An 18,109-nucleotide genomic window follows, 5' to 3' on the forward strand; every position below is an offset into this window, starting at 1 on the left:
AAACCGCCCCCTTTGAGTACTCAATCCATCTTTTCCCGAATCGGGGATTCTGAAAACGACAGCTTGTATCCTTTTATTGTACCTTGTGCATCTCCGGAAAACCGTCTATTCACAAAAAAGTTACATCGGTTGCAACGCAGGGGGGGCTGGCGCTATAATAAGACAGTTGATAAGACGTAATTATTCCGTTTTAACACGAGACGGAAGGAGAGAATAGACATGACCGAACCAATTACAGAACCAATTATTGAAATCAAACAACTGACATATGATTATCCGGACCGGCGCGTTTTAAACGAAGTGACGTTTAATGTGCAACAAGGACAATTCCTCGCCATCGTCGGTGAAAATGGCTCCGGGAAATCGACGTTGATCAAGTGTATGCTCGGCTTATTAAAACCGAAGGGAACGATCCGGTTGTTTGGGCAAGATCAAGCGGCCTTCAGTGACTGGTGGCGCATCAGTTATGTTTCACAAAAAGCGGCATCGTTTAATTCAGGGTTTCCGGTCACGGTCGCTGAAGTCGTCGAGATGGGGCTGTATGCGAAAAAAGGATTATTTCGGCGCGTGACAAAACAGGATCGCCAAAAAGTAAGGACGGCGCTTGAAACCGTCGGTATGTGGGATCGGCGTGATTCGAAAGTCGGTGACTTATCCGGCGGTCAGCAACAGCGGGTCTTTATCGCCCGTGCGCTCGTTAATGATCCAGATCTGATGATACTGGATGAACCGACGGTCGGAGTCGATCAGCGGTACGTCAAAGAGTTTTATGAAATCCTGGAAGAACTGCGGCGTGATAAAAAACGGACGTTTGTTCTTGTGACACATGATATCCACTTTGTCAGCAAGCTGGTGACGGATGTGATTCATCTCGTCGACGGACGGCTCGGTTGTAATTGTGGTATTAAAGAATACTGGGAACTGGATGAACAGACGATTCGGTCCTTGTATCCGGTTCCGGGGCGTGTACTGATACACGAAGGGGAGGTCGTCCAGTGATTGAAGCATTCATGACATTGAAGTTTCTGCAATATGCACTTGTCGCGGCTGTCCTGATCGGTTTTACGGCTCCGTTGATCGGTTCATTTGTCGTCGTCCGGCGGATGAGTTTAATTGCGGATGCGTTATCACACGTCACCCTGGCCGGAATTGCCCTCAGCCTGCTAATATCCGGGATGGTGGCGAGTCTTGCTGATTTGAATCCGCTTTACCTCGGGATCGTGACATCGGTCATCGCGGCGTTGACGATTGATTGGCTTCGCGCGAAGTATAAACATTTTCAAGAGCTTGCCATTCCGATCATCATGGCGACGGGGATGGGACTCGGTGCGATTTTTATCAGCCTGGCAAACGGCTTTTCGATGGACCTTGTGTCCTTTTTATTCGGAACGGTCTCCGCTGTCACCTTGACGGATGTCTATACGATTTTGATTGTCACAGGTGTCGTCATTTTATTTGTAATTGCCTTTTATAAAGAGTTATTATTCTTATCATTTGACGAGGAACAGGCACGCGTTTCCGGAATTCGTCTTCGGTTGGTGCATATTCTGTTTATGATCGTTGTTGCTTTGGTAATTGCGATTAGTATGCGGGTCGTCGGGATTTTGCTGGTATCCAGTTTGATCACCTTACCGGTTGCGGCAGCACTTCGACTTGCCAAAAGTTTTAAAGCGACGATTTTTTATGCCATCGTGTTCGGAGAAGTGGCAACAGTTGCCGGCTTGATTCTGGCGTATCAATTTGATTTAGCGCCGGGCGGTATGATTGTCATGCTGGCAGTCGCAGAACTTATTCTCGTCATGGTGATTGAACGGTTTTGGATCGGAGGGAAAGTGCATGAAAAAAAACATCGAACAAGCGCGTGAACGGATGAAGGCATCCGGTTTCAAAATGACGCCCAAACGTCTCGATTTATTGGCCTACCTGTTTGAAGCCAATCGTTATGTCAGTGCGCGGGAAGTGGCGGAGGAGTTGCGTGTATCGCATCCTTCACTCAGCTACGATACGATTTACCGGAATTTAAATGATTTTGCGGCAATCGATATTTTGGAGACGACGGAACTCGACGGGGAAATGAAATTTCGAGCCGCCTGTCAGTCGGGTCATCATCACCATCACCTGATCTGCCGGACATGCGGCAAGACGGAGACACTGGATGTCTGTCCGATGGAATGGGTTTCGCCGATTAAGGACTCTGGTTTTGAGGTCGAGGATCATAAGTTTGAAATTTACGGACGCTGTGCCGCTTGTCAGAAATAAGCGGGATGCGTTTGAAGAGTGTAACGAAAGCGACAACTGATAAAGGAGAGGGGCGGATCGCATCCGGCCCTCTCTTTTTGCTGAAAATCTCTTGATTCGTCCCGGCTTGAAATGAAACAAAACGGGAATAGGACGAACAGAGGTGATGAAAATGATTTATGATGCACAAGAAGCACGCCAAATTGATGAATGGGCAAAGACATCCGGTTTACCGCTGGAAGTATTAATGGAACGAGCGGGTAGTGAAATCGCAAAGCGAATCAAGAACAGGCATACGAGGGAAGAGCGGATTCTGGTGATATGCGGGACAGGCAATAATGGAGGAGACGGTTACGTGATTGGCCGTGAACTCGTCCGGGACGGGTACGACGTGACGATGCATGCGCCGTTCGGCGAAGTGAAAACCGCGACGGCTCATCTGCATCAGCACTATGCAGAAAACTTCGGACTCGCAACGGAGGCAGTCTGCGGACAATACGACGTAATCGTCGATGGTATCTTTGGAACCGGATTTGACGGAGCCCGACTGACGAAATCGATCCATGATATATTTGACTGGGTCCGTGAACAAAAACAACAAGGAGCAAAATTATACGCGATCGATATACCGAGCGGCATTCCGTCCGATCAAACGAACGGGTTTTCCGGACAAGCGATCCGGGCTGATGTGACTTTTTCACTTCATGCCTTTAAGCGATCCGCCTTCTTGTTGAAGACGGCTCCGTTCTTTGGGAAGTTGGAGAAGATCGATTTGGGATTGCCGGCTTTTGGGGGATGGCAACTGATGTCCGAATCGATTGCGCCGTTATTGACCCGTGATCCGTACGGTCATAAAGGTACATACGGAACGGCACTGTTGATTGGCGGAAGCGAGACGATGCCCGGTTCGATTCAACTGGCTGCCCGCGCAGCATTACGATCCGGAGTCGGGAAATTACAAGTTGCAACGGTTCCGACAGCACAAGTCGGACTCATCATGAACGCACCGGAAGCGATGGTTCTCAATCAGACAACGACAGCCATTCAAGAGATGCTCGATCAGGTGGATGTCGCGGGAATCGGCCCCGGATTGACTTCAGATTCGATTTCCGATTGGATCGAGCTCTTATTTGCACAAGACATTCCGGTAGTTCTTGATGCCGGGGCATTGATTCGCGACAGCTATCCGGAACGGAAGGCGGCGATTGTCGTCACGCCACATATCGGAGAATTTGCACGGATGACGAAACGGACTGTCCGGGAAATCCAGGATGACTTATTCGGAAAGGCAAGCGAATATGCAGTCTTGCATCAAGTGGTCGTCGTCTTAAAAGCCCATGTGATTCTCGTTGCAACACCAGAAGGCGGTGGTTACGTGATAAACGGAGCATCCAGCGGGTTGGCGAAAGGAGGCAGTGGCGATACGCTGTTTGGTATCCTCACAAGTCTGCTTGGTCAAAAAGAATACTTTAAACACATCCCGGTTGAACAGTTGATTGCACTTGGTGCATCCTGGTACGCCCAAGCATCCAAGCAGGTCGAACAACAGCTTCATCCAAGCAGTATCGTGGCGACAGATGTGATTGATCAACTTGGACGAGTAAAGAACTGAGCAAAGAGGTCTATTTCTTCAATTATAAAGAAGTAGATCTCTTTTGTTAAAAGAATAATTGCTGGCAGAGGAAGAGCAGGAGTATGATGAAGTGATGCCGAATGGCTAAACAGTCTAATCTTAAGAAAGGAGGAGACAGATGCCTGTTAAAACAGTAGATGAGATTGTCCGTAATCAACAGCGTTGGATCGGAAATTTTGCGTTGTTCTTAATGAGCGTCGGCGCCCTGATTTTTTTAGGGACGACGGATCAAACCATTCGAAATGCCTATTTAAATCAGTTGACGACTGTGGCTGTTTTGCTTTCTATTGGAATCATAACCTTTTTGATCAGCCGCAGTCGGTTGACAGCTCATCATAAATCACACTTTCTGTCCGTCATGTTACTGAGTATTCCGTTCGCTTCCATCAGTATGTTACCTTATGCCTCAGTCACCGTCTGGGCCAGTTGTTTTTTATTTTTAATGATCGCCTTGATTGCCTATGACCGGATCATGATTTGGTATGCCATTGTCCTCATCGTCGCGACGAACGTATTCATCATGGTGCGCTCAGATACGATTCTTGTGGAGATTGATCCGACAGATCATTACGCGAGGCTCGGGATGATCGGGATTGCCATCTGTATCGCTTTGATCATCAATCATCTGCATCTTCGTAATCTCAGTCGCCTGCAACAACTGGCAGATCAATTGCATGAGTCGGCCCGCCACGATTTACAGACGCAACTGCTTAATGTCCGCGGACTGGAAGAACGATTTCTGCATGTGGATCAGAAGAATCTGTTACTGGTCGGTGTTCATCTGGAAAACTACCATGAACTCGCACGATATTTTGGAGAGGAAATTCAGCAACAGGTCTTAATTGATTGTATCGAACGTCTGAAAACATTATTACCTCCTTATTTGACGATCGTGCGAGTTGAAGGCGGAACGCTGATGGTCGTCATGGAGAAACCGCCCGGCGTATCGTGTGAGGAGGAAATGACACGTCTCAGTCAACGTATGTCTGCTCCGTACCAGGTCGAAAACCATCAAATTTATGTTAATCTCTATATTGTCATCGATGACGGGGAAGTCGGTCAACTCAGTATGACAAAACGGATTCACCAGATCACCTCTGCCTTTCCGGAAAGTATCCGGGATTCGGCAAAAGTGATGTGCCTGAATCAAGAATGGCGCAAAGAACAATCGCTTCGCGTTGAAGCCGCCAAAGCATTGTCGCGAGCGGATGTAAATCATGACTTTTACCTGGTCTACCAATTGCAGTATGATTCCAATCAGGACCGTTTCATTGGATTAGAGGCCTTGATTCGCTGGAATACGACCATTCCGGGAGCAGAACGTCCGACGGTTTTCATTCCAATCGCAGAAAAGAGTGACTTGATCATCCAGTTGGGCGAGTGGGTTTTCGAAGAAGGATGTAAAACAAGAAAACGGCTGATTGGTCTCGTTCCGGAAGAGTTTAGTCTGTCGGTCAACGTATCTCCGCGGCAATTGACGGATGAGTCGTTTATGCCGTTTATTGAGCGGATGCTGCTGAAATACAGTTTGAAGCCGAAGCAGATTAAAATTGAAATTACTGAAAGCCAGTCTTTGGATTTTGAAAGCCAACCGATTCTCCGGGCATTACGCCGGATTAAGACATTGGATTTCCCGGTCTCATTGGATGATTTCGGGACAGGACATGCTTCGTATCATGTTCTGGAACGGTTATTGCCGCTTCGTCAGCTTAAAGTACCAAAACAATTCATTGAACAAGTCGAAGAGTCTGAAAAAAGACAGTCGATTTTAGAGTCGATTTTTCAGTTGAGTCAATCGATGCATGTGGAATGTATCGTCGAAGGGGTTGAGACGGGAGAAGAGGTACAAATTGCAAAAGACATCGGAATTCATTTATTCCAAGGTTATTTTTTTGCAAAACCGGTTCTGCTCGAAGAAATCATCTGTTTACTGGAAACTAAAAAAGCGGAAACGACAGAATAATGTCGTTTCCGCTTTTATTGTTTCAGCGAATTGGGGCAAACTTATGAATTTGTTGAACGGCCTCATTCCAGGAAGAGACACGGACGATATTTTCAGGGACGGGACGACGATTATAAGGCGCATCAAACAAAATGACGGGAATCGATGTGTCTTCTGCAATTTGAATCGCATTTTCGAGACGGTCCTCCATGAAGAGATCAAGTGACAAATCACGGACGACTTGGACTTTGTCGTGTGAGCCGGTCATGATCAGCGAATCGAGCGGTAACTCATGCTGTTTAATCCATTCTTCCGTTACGGGACGAACGATTTCTGACCGGGCCGTCACGTAATGGAGATCATATTGTTTTCTTAAATCCCACAGGTGCTGTTTGACAAGTTCTTGCGGGATGGATTCACGGTAGATGCCGAGTTCATGACCCGATTTGACCATGAATTCCCAAAACTCGATTTGCTGCATATCCGTATAGGTATGAAGTTCGTATTCAGAGGCCATCTCAAAATCAATCGATGTTCCGAGATATTTGTTCATATAGTTAAAGCACGAAGAAGGATGAGTGATTGTTCCATCAATATCAATTCCGATTTTCACTTACATCACCAACATTCTATAAATTTTCTGCCACTAGTATAACATAATCGAAATGCGGAGACGAAAAAAAGAGCCGCTCCGGGAAGAGGGCTCTTTTGACTTAAGCTTGGCTTGCTTTTGCGGCTTCTTTTTCCGCTTCTTTTTCAAGAACGATCGCATCGATTTCTTTTTTCAATTCTTCGACCATCGTTGCTTCCGGAACTTTACGAATGATTTCCCCGTGACGGAATAACAATCCTTCGTTACGGGCACCGGCAATTCCGATATCGGCTTCACGGGCTTCCCCGGGACCGTTGACGGCACAACCGAGAACTGCAACTTTAATGTTAACTTGAATTTTATCGATATAATCTTCGATTTCTGCTGCAATCGCCATTAAATCGATTTCAATCCGTCCGCATGTCGGGCACGAAATCAATGTTGCTGCGTTGGCAGCAAGACCAAATGATTTCAAGACTTCTTTTGCAACTTTGACTTCTTCGACCGGATCGGCAGAAAGAGAGACACGGACTGTATTCCCGATACCGCGTGATAGAATCGCTCCGAGACCGGCAGCTGATTTTAAAGAACCTGTCCGTAAAGGACCAGATTCCGTGATTCCGACGTGCAACGGATAATCAAACGACTCGGAAGCGAGTTGATATGCTTCAAGCGCCAATTGAACGTCAGATGCTTTCAAGGAAACGATGATATCGTGGAAATCGAGATCTTCAAGAATCTTAATGTGGTGCAAAGCACTTTCGACCATCCCACGAGCTGTCGGATAACCATATTTCTCAAGAATGTGTTTTTCAAGTGAACCGGCGTTAACACCAATTCGGATTGGAATGTTTTTCGCCTTTGCTGCGGTAACGACCGCTTCGACTTTCTCGCGGCGTCCGATGTTACCCGGGTTGATTCGGATTTTATCGACACCCGCCTCAATTGCCATGAGCGCAAGTTTATAGTTGAAATGAATATCTACGACAAGCGGGATGTTGATCCGGCTCTTGATTTCTGCAAGTGCTAGCGCATCACGTTCTTCTGGACAAGCAACGCGGACGATTTGGCATCCTGCTTCTTCAAGGCGTAAAATTTCAGCGACAGTCGCTTCGACGTCGTGTGTTTTTGTTGTCGTCATACTTTGGATGATGACTTCATTATTTCCACCAATGACAAGGTCCCCAACACGAACGGGACGAGTCTTAGAGCGATGGACCATTTTCGGCATATCGAAAATCTCCTTTTGTGGCATAACGCCAGATTGTTTGTGACTACTTGTACTATCATATCGAACTATTCCCTAAAAATCGAGAAACAAGAACGAAAATTGAACATTTACAATTGTTTAACACGAATAGTGGAAAGTCAATCCGTCGCCGGACGGACGTTTTTTTCCAAAAATCCGGTCCTTCCTGTTATTAAGAAGACGGACGGGATGATTTTTTCTTCAGCCGGGCAAGCAGGAGCGGGGTTAACGAATAAATCAAGTGCCCGGCGATGATGAAGACAACTCCTAAAGTCGGATAGTCGAACTGATACAGGAAAACACCGATTGGAAAGGTCCAGATGTTTGCGGCGACCGTATAAGGAAATACTTGGCGAAACGCCCATGGTCTTGGCAAAATCCACTGAATGAACCAGCGATTCAGATAGGAAACGGATAACAGGTACAACAAAATCGCGATTGCGATAAAAATGAAGTGCAGGATAAACCAAATGATGAACGGAATCGACTGCTGGAGAAAGATGCTGTCAATGATTGTTGACCACAAGGAAATCCATGCTAATCCACAAAAATAAAGGGAGACATCAGCGAGACGAGTCTTTAAAAAACCGCGATTTGGAACTAAGGTAGTTTGTAAGTAATTAAGTAGTTGACTTAAAAAATGCAATTCAATCACTCTTTCTTCTGTTTTATAACAACAAATAAATTAGTGATAAACCCTTTGTTTAAAGGGTTTATCTGTTTTGGTACAGATTAATAAAACCTTAACAATCGAATGTGTGAAAAACTATTTACAAGTTCATCAGACCTTTACATAATAGGGGAGGTTGAATCAATGAATTCTTAACAACAAATCAATTCCACTTTTTATATGAGGAGATGACAAGATGAACTATGATTTACAGGAAATGATTTTCACCTTTATCGGTGGACTCGGTATTTTCCTATTCGGTATTAAGTATATGGGAGATGGTCTTCAAAAAACAGCGGGAGACCGGTTACGGTACATTTTAGATAAATATACCTCCAACCCGTTTCTCGGGATTTTAGCGGGTATCGTCGTTACGGTCTTGATCCAGTCATCATCCGGAACAACTGTCATCGTCGTCGGTCTGGTCAGCGCCGGATTAATGAACCTGCGTCAAGCCATCGGTGTCGTCATGGGGGCGAACATCGGAACGACCATCACTGCCTTTATCATCGGCTTTAACGTGAAGGAAGCGGCACTCCCGGCGATTGCGCTCGGAGCGTTCCTGATTTTCTTCTTCAATAAAGAACGGATTCAATACATCGGTCAAATCTTCTTTGGTTTCGGGGCGCTCTTTTATGGATTGACGCTCATGGGAGACGGAATGGCACCGCTTGAATCAAGCGAATGGTTCCGTGATTTGACGGTATCGATGTCGGATAGCCCTTTGCTCGGTGTTTTTGTCGGAACGGTCTTTACTATGTTGGTCCAATCATCCTCTGCGACGATCGGGATATTACAAGAATTGTATGACGGCGGAATGATCGATATCAAAGCGGCATTGCCGGTCTTGTTCGGTGATAATATCGGGACGACAATCACAGCAGTCCTTGCTGCACTCGGAGCTTCGATTGCGGCAAAACGGACAGCCGCGGCACACGTCATCTTTAACATCGTCGGGACAGTCATTTTCCTGCTGGCTTTACCGCTGTTCTCAAGTTTCATCACGTGGATCACAGGTGCACTTGATTTGGAACCGAAAATGCAGATTGCCTTTGCCCACGGAACGTTTAACGTCGTCAATACGCTGATTCAATGCTGGTTCATCGCACAAATCGCATGGCTCGTCCAAAAAGTCGTCCCTGGAACGGATACGACCGTCGATTCAAAACCGCGCCACCTCGATCAAAATATCTTGAACCAGTCGTCGTCACTTGCGTTAAGCCAGGCGAAACTGGAAGTGTTGCGGATGGGAGAATTCTCGAAAGACGCACTTGAAAAAGCACATCGTTATACGCAATCACACGATAAAAAGGATGTTTCGGATGCCGGTCAGATTGAATATGCAATCAATCATCTGAATACGGAAGTGACAAGCTATCTTGTTAAGGTCGCAGCACATGACTTATCTGAACGGGAATCAAATGATCACTCGCTTCTCATGCACGCGGTCAACGATTTTGAACGGATCGGTGATCATGTCGAAAACGTCATCGAACTGGTTGACTTCCAAATCGTTAACCGGATCACGTTTACCGAAAAGGCGAAAAAAGAATTGGATGAAATGTACATCTTGACGCAAAAAATCGTCGAGACAGCCGTTAAAGCCGTTGAACTAGACGATGTTTCGCTGGCGCGGCAAGTGCTTGAACTGGAAGGAAAACTCGATTCACTCGAACGATCATTCCGGAAACATCATGTCTTACGGGTCAACGCAGGCGAATGTACAGGTCAAGCCGGTATGATTTTTGTTGATTTGTTGTCGAACCTCGAACGGATTGGGGACCATGCTGTTAACATTACGGATTTGGTGCTTGAGCAACGTTCTGGAACGGCATAAATGAAAATATGAATAAAGAGGAATTTCTGAATAGAAATTCCTCTTTATTTTTTCAAGATAATTTATTGACATTTCAGAACGGTTTTAGTAATCTAATATTAGTTGTTTTTAACCATCATGGCGGTGTAGCTCAGCTGGCTAGAGCGTACGGTTCATACCCGTGAGGTCGTGGGTTCGACTCCCTCCGCCGCTACTATTACTTAAGGACCCTTAGCTCAGCTGGTTAGAGCTGACGGCTCATAACCGTCCGGTCGCAGGTTCGAGTCCTGCAGGGTCCATTGTATAAACGTACACTCTTTTTTTAGGGTGTGCGTTTATTTTTGGTTGCTTGGGGAATATTAAAGATATTGTAATAATGTTCATACAATAATATTCATACTATGGCAATTTAAGGGAGAGCGAAGAGAGATGGAACGTAACCATACGATGATGCAGTTTTTTGAGTGGCATGTAGAGAATGATGGGAAGCATTGGCAACGCTTGAAAGAGAGAGCGCCGGAACTGCGTGCTGCAGGCATCACATCTGTTTGGATTCCACCAGCGTCAAAGGGACAATCAGATGAAGATACAGGGTATGGCATTTACGATGTCTATGATTTAGGAGAGTTCGACCAAAAAGGAACAGTCCGCACGAAGTACGGAACAAAAGACGAGTTGATCGAAGCTATTCAAGTCGCACATGAAAATGATATCGCCGTTTACGCCGATGTCGTCATGAACCATAAAGCGGCAGCCGATGAGCTCGAAACGATTAACGTCGTGGAAGTACATCCGGAAGACCGTTCGAAAGAAATTTCAGAAGAGTTTGAAATCGAGGCCTGGACGAAGTTTACGTTCCCGGGACGAAACGGTAAATACTCGGATTTCATCTGGACACATGAATTCTTTAATGGAACAGATTTTGATGCACGGGAAGAAAAAACGGGTGTCTTTAAGATTTCCGGTAAAAATAAAGATTGGAACGATCAAGTCGACAACGAATTCGGGAACTATGATTATCTGATGTTCGCTAACATCGATTACAATCATCCGGAAGTCCGACAAGAAATGATCAACTGGGGAAACTGGTTTAAAGAAACAATCAATTGCCAAGGTTTCCGTTTGGATGCCATCAAACACATCAACTATGAATTCGTCAACGAGTTCGCGAAGTCAATGATCGGAGACGATCCGGACGGTTTTTATATGGTCGGCGAATTTTGGAAGTCGGACTTAGATGACTGCCGCCAGTTCTTAGACAGTGTCGATTATACGATTGATTTGTTTGATGTGCCGCTTCACTATAAATTCCATGAAGCGTCGCAACAAGGACAGGATTTTGATTTGACGACGTTGTTTGCGGATACACTCGTCGAATCCCACCCGACGAATGCCGTGACATTTGTTGATAACCATGATTCCCAACCGGGCGAATCGCTTGAGTCATGGATTGATGACTGGTTTAAACAACATGCATATGCCTCTGTTTTATTACGTAAAGACGGTTATCCATGTGTCTTCTATGGCGACTACTATGGTGTCCAAGGACCGCACCCGGTCGAAGGTAAAAAAGAGATGATCGATGCATTGTTGTATACGCGTTACCATAAAGCATACGGAGAACAGGAAGATTATATGGATGATGCACATTGTGTCGGCTGGGTCCGCCGTGGTGTCGAAGAATTCCCGAATTCGGGATGTGCCGTCCTGCTCTCAAATGCGGATATGTGCGAAAAACGGATGTTCGTCGGCGAAACACGTGCCGGAGAAGAGTGGTTCGATTATACAAACCACCAGGAAGAGCCTGTTGTAATCGATGAAGAAGGATTCGGTGTTTTCCCGGTTCCGGGCGGCGGTGTCTCTGTATTTGCCCCGCGTGACGAACAGTAATTTCTAAGGGTCATTGCTTGCGCCTGACCAACTATTTTTGCTAGTCTTAAAGAGTACTGAAATTCCGAAAATAGGATAAAGGGGGACATGAAAATGTCAAAATTTGAATTACCAGAACTCGGCTACGCTTATGATGCGCTGGAGCCACATATCGATGCTCGTACGATGGAGATTCACCACTCTAAACACCACAATACGTATGTCACTAACGTGAATGCAGCACTTGAAGGGTCAGAGCACGAAGGGAAATCACTTGAAGAATTACTTCAAAACCTTGATTCACTTCCTGCAAACATTCAAACAGCTGTCCGTAACAATGGTGGCGGTCACTGGAACCACTCGTTCTTCTGGAAACTCTTGAAAAAGAACGACGGAGCAGCTCCAACTGGAGAACTTGCTTCAGCAATCGATGAAGCATTCGGTTCATTTGATGCATTCAAAGATGAGTTTACAAAAGCAGCAACAACACGTTTCGGTTCAGGCTGGGCGTGGCTTATCGTTGACGGCGGCAAATTAGCAGTCGTTTCAACACCAAACCAAGACACACCAGTCATGGAAGGGAAAACGCCGATTCTTGGACTTGATGTTTGGGAACATGCGTATTACCTCAACTATCAAAACCGTCGTCCGGATTACATCAACGCATTCTTCAACGTCGTTGACTGGGATCACGTGGCAAAACTTTACGCTGACGCAAAATAATCGTGAGATTAAACATCGGTTCCTGTTCTGGGAATCGATGTTTTTTTTAATGCGGAAAATGATGGGATAGGTTGTTATGGAAAGTTTCCTTCTATATAATGAAACAAGATGACTTTTTGAACGATAGGGGAGTACGCCATGGCGAAACGAATCACGGTGAAGGGAAAACGGCGGAATCATCTGCCGCTTCGCCTTAACTTAATGTTTTTTGTAGTATTTTTATTGTTTGCGATTTTAATCTTTCGCTTAGGTGTCGTCCAGATTGTGAATGGTGAAAAGATTTCACGGGAAGTCCAAAAGACGGAAATGATCGCATCGAAATATGAAGTTCCGCGCGGAAAGATTTATGACCGGGACGGAAGGTTGTTGGTCGATACGATTTCGAAATATTCAATTGTCTACCGTCGTTCCCAAAATACGAAAGTCGACGAACGGATTGAAATCGCCTCTCGTCTTGCGGCGATTATCAATCTTCCGAAAGGCGATTGGAAAGTAACGGAACGCGACATGAAAGATTACTGGGTAGCCGTCAACGGTGAAGAATCAGATCGACGCTATAAGCAGGCGGTAGAAAAACGTTATCCAGATGCGGAAAAGCAGAACAAGCTGTCGATTTCGGAACAGGATCAAATCCGTCTCGATACGATTACGAAAAAAGATATCGACTTTGATGATAAGACGATGGAAATCATCGCTATCAAACACAACATGGAAGTCGGTTATGCGCTTGACCCGCAGCTCGTTAAATTAGGAGCGAGCGCAAAGGAAATGGCGATTATCGATGAGAACCTTGAAGATTTAAAAGGTGTATCGGTGGAGCCGTTTTATGAACGCTCTTATCCGTATGAAGGAACGCTGCGGAACATCTTCGGGAAGTACTCGAAAATTCCGGCTGAACAGCAGGCGGAGTTTAAAGCAAAAGGATACAGTTTAAATGACCGGGTCGGAACGTCATTCCTTGAACAGCAGTATGAAGACCTGCTCCGCGGGAAACCGGCATACGATGTCTATGAAACGTTTAACGGTGAACCGGTCGGTGAGCCGAACCGGGAAGAAGGCGAGTCCGGAAAAGACCTCGTCTTAACGGTTGATGCAGAATACAACAAACAAGTTGACCAGATCCTGCAGCAGGCGATCAAGATGGGCCGCGGCATGGGAAGCGGTTATCTGAAAGAAGGATATGCCGTTGTCATGAATCCGAAAACCGGTGAGATTTTGGCCATGTCCGGACAGAAGCTCGATACGGCAACCAATAAATTCAGTGATGTTGCGATCAATAACGTGTTGACTTCCCTGCAAATCGGTTCGACGATTAAAGGGGCAACGGTCGCGATGGGACTTGAAGAAGGCGTTATCCGTCAAAACGAAGTCATCAATGATGCACCGATCACGATTGGTGGTACGAAAAAAGGATCGTATGTGAATATGGGACCGATTACGGACTTAACGGCACTAGAGCGTTCGTCAAACGTCTACATGTTTAACATTGCGATGCGGATGGCAAAATATCCGAGTAACGGTGTCGCCGGTGCAAGCGTCGATGCGGCGGCAGCGATTATGCAGAATTATTACAGTCAGTTTGGTCTCGGTGTGACGACAGGCATCGATTTGCCATACGAAGCCAAAGGGGTACAAGGGACGCCGGACCGTGTCACACTCTTGATGGACCGAGTGATTGGTCAGTATGATGCTTTTACACCGCTTCAAGTGGCGCAGTATGTTTCGACACTCGCAAACGGCGGATACCGGGTGCAACCGCACTTCTTAAAAGAAGTCTTGGCTTCGAACTCGATTGAAGACGAAACGAAAAAAGTCGATTACAGCTTTAAAACGAACTATTTAAACCGGATTGAAGTCAGTCAAGCGAACATTGATCATGTCCGCGAAGGATTCCACCGCGTTGTCAAAGGGGAACGCGGGACAGCCAAAATCATCGCCCAAACCGGCATTGATGCGGCAGCGAAAACGGGAACGGCTCAGGTCAGTGTATACGGCGAAGACGGCATTGCGCTTCGGGACGGCAGCGGACAACCGGTTCGTTCATTAAACTCGAACTTGGTCGGCTGGGCACCGTACGACAATCCGGAGATGGCATGGGCCGTGTTCCTTCCATATATGGAGCAGGAAACCGTCAACTCGAAAATTGGTCATGATTTAGTGAAAGCGTACTTTAATGTGAAAGACGTTCCATGGCAGACTAAGCCAAATTAACTAGTGAAGCGAAGGTGAGGAAACTCATCTTCGCTTTTTTTTGTATGGATTGACCTGTTTTTCTAATGGAGTTGAGTTTGTAAACGCGGAAATACACGCCTTTACAATTCTTTTACGTTGGATTCATTTTGGTTTAATAGTTCATCGGTAGTATAAGTCTTGTAAGGAAAACGGATATAAAGTCGTAGCGTGACCAGCGACATACTTCGAGGAGGAAAATTAATCATGTCTTGGATGAAAAAAACAGCACTTATCACAACGGTAGCTTCAATCGCAGTAGTCGGTGCGGCATGCGGTAATGACAAAGGCGGCTCTTCAAGTTCTTCAGATCTTTCAGGAAAGATCGCTATTGATGGATCTTCAACAGTCTTCCCAATCATGGAAGCTGTTGGTGAAGAATATTCGATCGAACAACCAGACGTTGATGTCACGGTCGGAGTATCCGGTACTGGCGGCGGATTCAAACGTTTTGTCGTTGGTGAAACAGACCTTTCAAACGCCTCGCGTGAAATTAAAGAAGAAGAAGCAGCAGAAGCTGAAAAAAATAGCATTGAATACACAAAATTAGCTCTTGCTTACGACGGATTAACAGTCGCAATCAGTAAAGAGAACACATGGGTCAAAGAAATGACACTCGACCAGTTAGAGAAAATCTGGTTGGATCCGAATGTGAAGACATGGAAAGATGTCGATTCTTCTTATCCAGCAGAACCAATCAAATTCTTCAGTCCGGGTAAAGATTCCGGAACATTTGATTTCTTCTCAGAAAAAGTTCTTGAGAAAAAAGATATGCGTAAAGATGTTCAGCTTTCAGAAGATGATAACGTCCTTGTCAAAGGAGTCGAAGGAACAAAAGGTGCGATTGGTTACTTCGGATACGCTTATTACGCGGAAAACAAAGATAAGTTAAAAGAAGTACCGCTTTCGGCTGAAGGAAAAGACGCAGTCGATCCAACACCGGAAACGATCAAAGATCTTTCTTACCCGCTGTCACGTGAAATTTATACGTACGTCAACAACAAGTCGTTGAAAGACAAAAAACAAGTCGCGGACTTCGTTAAATTCACAAATGAAAATGCTGGAGACTTATCGGAAGAAGTCGGCTATATCAAAATGCCGCAAGATCGTTACGATGAAAACACAAAAGCCATCGAAGATGCAATGAAATAACCATCATTACACGAGGACGGCCCGAAAAAAGGGGAATCTCCCTTTTTTGGGGCCCCGTTCTTATGTAGGTATGATGAAGTAGGGAGCGAAGAAGGGTGAATCCATCATCAAACAAATCGGTTCGCGAGCTGATCCAAAAGAACCGACAACAAAAATTTAGTATGAAAAACATCATGGAACGTATTATGCCGATCGTATTGTTTCTCTGTGCGTTCGTATCCGTCGTTACGACCATCGGCATCATTCTCACGTTAGTTATTGAAACAGAACACTTCTTTGAAGTTGTTTCGTTCAAAGAATTCTTCGGCAGCACAAGCTGGTACCCGCTGAACTCTCAACCGGAGTACGGAATTTGGCCACTTGTCGTCGGAACACTTGAAATTACCGTGATTGCGATGCTAGTTGCCGTGCCGATCGGACTCACTTCTGCGATTTATTTGAGTGAGTATGCATCAGAACGCGCCCGTCGTGTTCTCAAACCGATTCTTGAAGTCTTAGCAGGTGTTCCGACAATCGTTTTCGGATTCTTCGCCTTGACATTCGTTACACCGTTACTCGTAAAACTTATTCCGGGTCTTGCGATTTATAACGCATTAAGTCCGGGAATCGTTGTCGGAATCATGATCATCCCGATGATTGCATCGATTTCAGAGGATGCAATGAGTTCTGTTCCGAAAAAGATTCGTGACGGTGCGCTTGCACTCGGTTCCACACGTCTCGAAGTTGCTTTAAAAGTCGTAGTTCCGGCAGCACTTTCCGGAATCATTGCCTCAATCGTTCTCGGTATGTCCCGTGCAATCGGTGAAACGATGATCGTGACGATTGCAGGTGGATCAAACCCGACGGCTGCAGTAAATCCGTTGGAGCCGGTACAGACAATGACGGCTTATATCGTTCAAGTTGCACTCGGTGACGCCGGTTACGGCACGATTGAATATTACAGTATCTACGCTGTCGGTACGTTGTTGTTCGTCTTTACTCTATTGATGAACTTACTCGCGAACTGGATCACGCGTCGTTTCAGAGAGGAGTACTAAGATGGCCTTACCAGAAAAACAACCTGTACAGAAAAAGTTTATTGATCCTGCTGCTGTGAAAAAATCAATCAGCCAGCGTCTTGTCGTAAACAATGTCACGAAAGTCGTATTCTTAATTGGACTGTTATTCGGTTTAGTCGTACTTGGTATTCTGCTCTTTGGTGTCATTCGTGACGGAGCAGCCTGGTTATCACTCGACTTCCTACAAAATGCACCATCCCGCCGGCCGGATCGTGCCGGAATCTATCCTGCGCTGATGGGATCGATTTTCCTAATGCTCCTGATCATTCCGATGATTTTCATCTTGGGTGTCGGAGCAGCGATTTATTTGGAAGAATATGCGAAAAAAGGCCGCATGACATCGTTCATCGAAGTCAATATCTCAAACTTGGCGGGTGTTCCGTCGATTGTTTTCGGATTACTCGGCTTAACCTTTTTTGTCCGGAACATGGGCTTCGGCTCGACGTTGATCGCCGGAGCATTAACGCTTGCGCTGATGAGCTTGCCGGTCGTCATCGTTTCATCGCAAGAAGCAATTCGTGCGGTGCCGCAAGCGATGCGTCATGCGTCACTCGCCCTCGGAGCCTCGAAATGGCAAACGACGTTTAAAGTCGTTTTACCAGCGTCGCTTCCGGGCGTCATCACGGGAATCATCCTTGCCGTCTCGCGTGCCATCGGAGAAACGGCACCACTCATCATGGTCGGAGCTGCCATCTTCATCGCCCGTGCACCGGAAGGGATTTTCTCAGAGTTTACAGCGTTACCGATTCAAATCTACAACTGGACAAGCCGTCCGCAAGCTGACTTCCAAGGTCTGGCTGCTGCCGGAATCATCATCCTGATGGTCATCCTCTTGACGATGAATTCACTGGCGATTTGGATCCGCAACCGTTTTTCAAAACGATACTAATCACACCTATATAACGAATTACGTTCTGAATCATGAAGGAGGAACACAG

15 protein-coding genes and 2 tRNA genes are annotated in these 18,109 nt (G+C 45.9%); 14 read left to right on the forward strand and 3 right to left on the reverse strand.

What is annotated here, in order from left to right; genetic code table 11:
- Positions 1 to 219: 219 nt before the first annotated feature.
- From N7U64_RS08605 to N7U64_RS08625, 5 genes are all read left to right on the forward strand, one after another.
- On the forward strand, positions 220 to 999 hold the full coding sequence (locus N7U64_RS08605; protein WP_290830118.1) for a metal ABC transporter ATP-binding protein: 780 nt from the start codon (positions 220 to 222) through the stop codon (positions 997 to 999).
- Positions 996 to 1,865: a metal ABC transporter permease gene (locus tag N7U64_RS08610; protein WP_318929388.1), complete on the forward strand. Its 870-nt coding sequence runs from the start codon at positions 996 to 998 to the stop codon at positions 1,863 to 1,865. Before N7U64_RS08605 ends, N7U64_RS08610 begins: the two co-directional genes overlap by 4 nt.
- Positions 1,837 to 2,259: a Fur family transcriptional regulator gene (locus N7U64_RS08615; protein WP_012369754.1), complete on the forward strand. Its 423-nt coding sequence runs from the start codon at positions 1,837 to 1,839 to the stop codon at positions 2,257 to 2,259. The genes N7U64_RS08610 and N7U64_RS08615 overlap by 29 nt, the downstream gene beginning before the upstream one ends.
- A gap of 145 nt (positions 2,260 to 2,404) precedes the next feature.
- On the forward strand, positions 2,405 to 3,850 hold the full coding sequence (locus N7U64_RS08620) for an NAD(P)H-hydrate dehydratase (RefSeq protein WP_290830121.1): 1,446 nt from the start codon (positions 2,405 to 2,407) through the stop codon (positions 3,848 to 3,850).
- 139 nt (positions 3,851 to 3,989) lie between these two features.
- Positions 3,990 to 5,834, forward strand: coding sequence for an EAL domain-containing protein (locus N7U64_RS08625; protein WP_318929391.1), 1,845 nt, complete (start codon positions 3,990 to 3,992; stop codon positions 5,832 to 5,834).
- A 22-nt stretch (positions 5,835 to 5,856) separates the two neighbouring features.
- Here the strand turns inward: N7U64_RS08625 and N7U64_RS08630 are convergent, their stop codons facing one another.
- The 3 genes from N7U64_RS08630 to N7U64_RS08640 all read right to left on the reverse strand — a co-directional run bounded on the left by N7U64_RS08630 (position 5,857) and on the right by N7U64_RS08640 (position 8,180).
- Positions 5,857 to 6,426 (reverse strand): 5' nucleotidase, NT5C type, encoded by a 570-nt coding sequence (locus N7U64_RS08630; RefSeq protein WP_081432737.1) that lies wholly within the window; start codon positions 6,424 to 6,426, stop codon positions 5,857 to 5,859.
- Between the two features lie 100 nt (positions 6,427 to 6,526).
- Positions 6,527 to 7,636, reverse strand: a complete 1,110-nt coding sequence (gene ispG / locus N7U64_RS08635) for a flavodoxin-dependent (E)-4-hydroxy-3-methylbut-2-enyl-diphosphate synthase (protein WP_012369758.1) — start codon at positions 7,634 to 7,636, stop codon at positions 6,527 to 6,529.
- A gap of 190 nt (positions 7,637 to 7,826) precedes the next feature.
- A complete protein-coding gene (locus N7U64_RS08640; RefSeq protein WP_290830127.1) occupies positions 7,827 to 8,180 on the reverse strand; it encodes a hypothetical protein in 354 nt (117 codons plus the stop codon).
- 340 nt (positions 8,181 to 8,520) lie between these two features.
- Here N7U64_RS08640 and N7U64_RS08645 point away from each other — a divergent pair, with 340 nt between their 5' ends.
- The 9 genes from N7U64_RS08645 (at position 8,521) to pstA (ending at position 18,060) form a co-directional block, all read left to right on the forward strand.
- Positions 8,521 to 10,161, forward strand: coding sequence for a Na/Pi cotransporter family protein (locus tag N7U64_RS08645; protein ID WP_318929395.1), 1,641 nt, complete (start codon positions 8,521 to 8,523; stop codon positions 10,159 to 10,161).
- Between the two features lie 119 nt (positions 10,162 to 10,280).
- Positions 10,281 to 10,354 (forward strand) — tRNA-Met (locus tag N7U64_RS08650).
- An 11-nt stretch (positions 10,355 to 10,365) separates the two neighbouring features.
- Positions 10,366 to 10,439: transfer RNA gene (locus tag N7U64_RS08655), tRNA-Ile, on the forward strand.
- A 130-nt stretch (positions 10,440 to 10,569) separates the two neighbouring features.
- The gene (locus tag N7U64_RS08660) at positions 10,570 to 12,030 is read left to right on the forward strand and encodes an alpha-amylase (protein ID WP_318929396.1); all 1,461 of its coding nucleotides are present in this window, start codon (positions 10,570 to 10,572) and stop codon (positions 12,028 to 12,030) included.
- 93 nt (positions 12,031 to 12,123) lie between these two features.
- Positions 12,124 to 12,732 (forward strand): superoxide dismutase, encoded by a 609-nt coding sequence (locus N7U64_RS08665; protein ID WP_318929398.1) that lies wholly within the window; start codon positions 12,124 to 12,126, stop codon positions 12,730 to 12,732.
- 138 nt (positions 12,733 to 12,870) lie between these two features.
- On the forward strand, positions 12,871 to 14,943 hold the full coding sequence (locus N7U64_RS08670) for a penicillin-binding protein 2 (protein ID WP_318929400.1): 2,073 nt from the start codon (positions 12,871 to 12,873) through the stop codon (positions 14,941 to 14,943).
- 225 nt (positions 14,944 to 15,168) lie between these two features.
- Complete coding sequence (locus N7U64_RS08675) at positions 15,169 to 16,113, forward strand: PstS family phosphate ABC transporter substrate-binding protein (protein WP_214765923.1); 945 nt, start codon at positions 15,169 to 15,171, stop codon at positions 16,111 to 16,113.
- A 95-nt stretch (positions 16,114 to 16,208) separates the two neighbouring features.
- A complete protein-coding gene (pstC, locus tag N7U64_RS08680; protein WP_012369765.1) occupies positions 16,209 to 17,150 on the forward strand; it encodes a phosphate ABC transporter permease subunit PstC in 942 nt (313 codons plus the stop codon).
- A gap of 1 nt (position 17,151) precedes the next feature.
- Entirely contained in the window at positions 17,152 to 18,060 is a 909-nt protein-coding gene (gene pstA, locus N7U64_RS08685; protein WP_012369766.1) for a phosphate ABC transporter permease PstA, read from the forward strand.
- Positions 18,061 to 18,109 lie beyond the last annotated feature (49 nt).

This window comes from Exiguobacterium sp. K1 (assembly GCF_033721435.1).
In the GTDB taxonomy this organism is placed as follows: Bacteria; Bacillota; Bacilli; order Exiguobacteriales; family Exiguobacteriaceae; genus Exiguobacterium_A; species Exiguobacterium_A artemiae.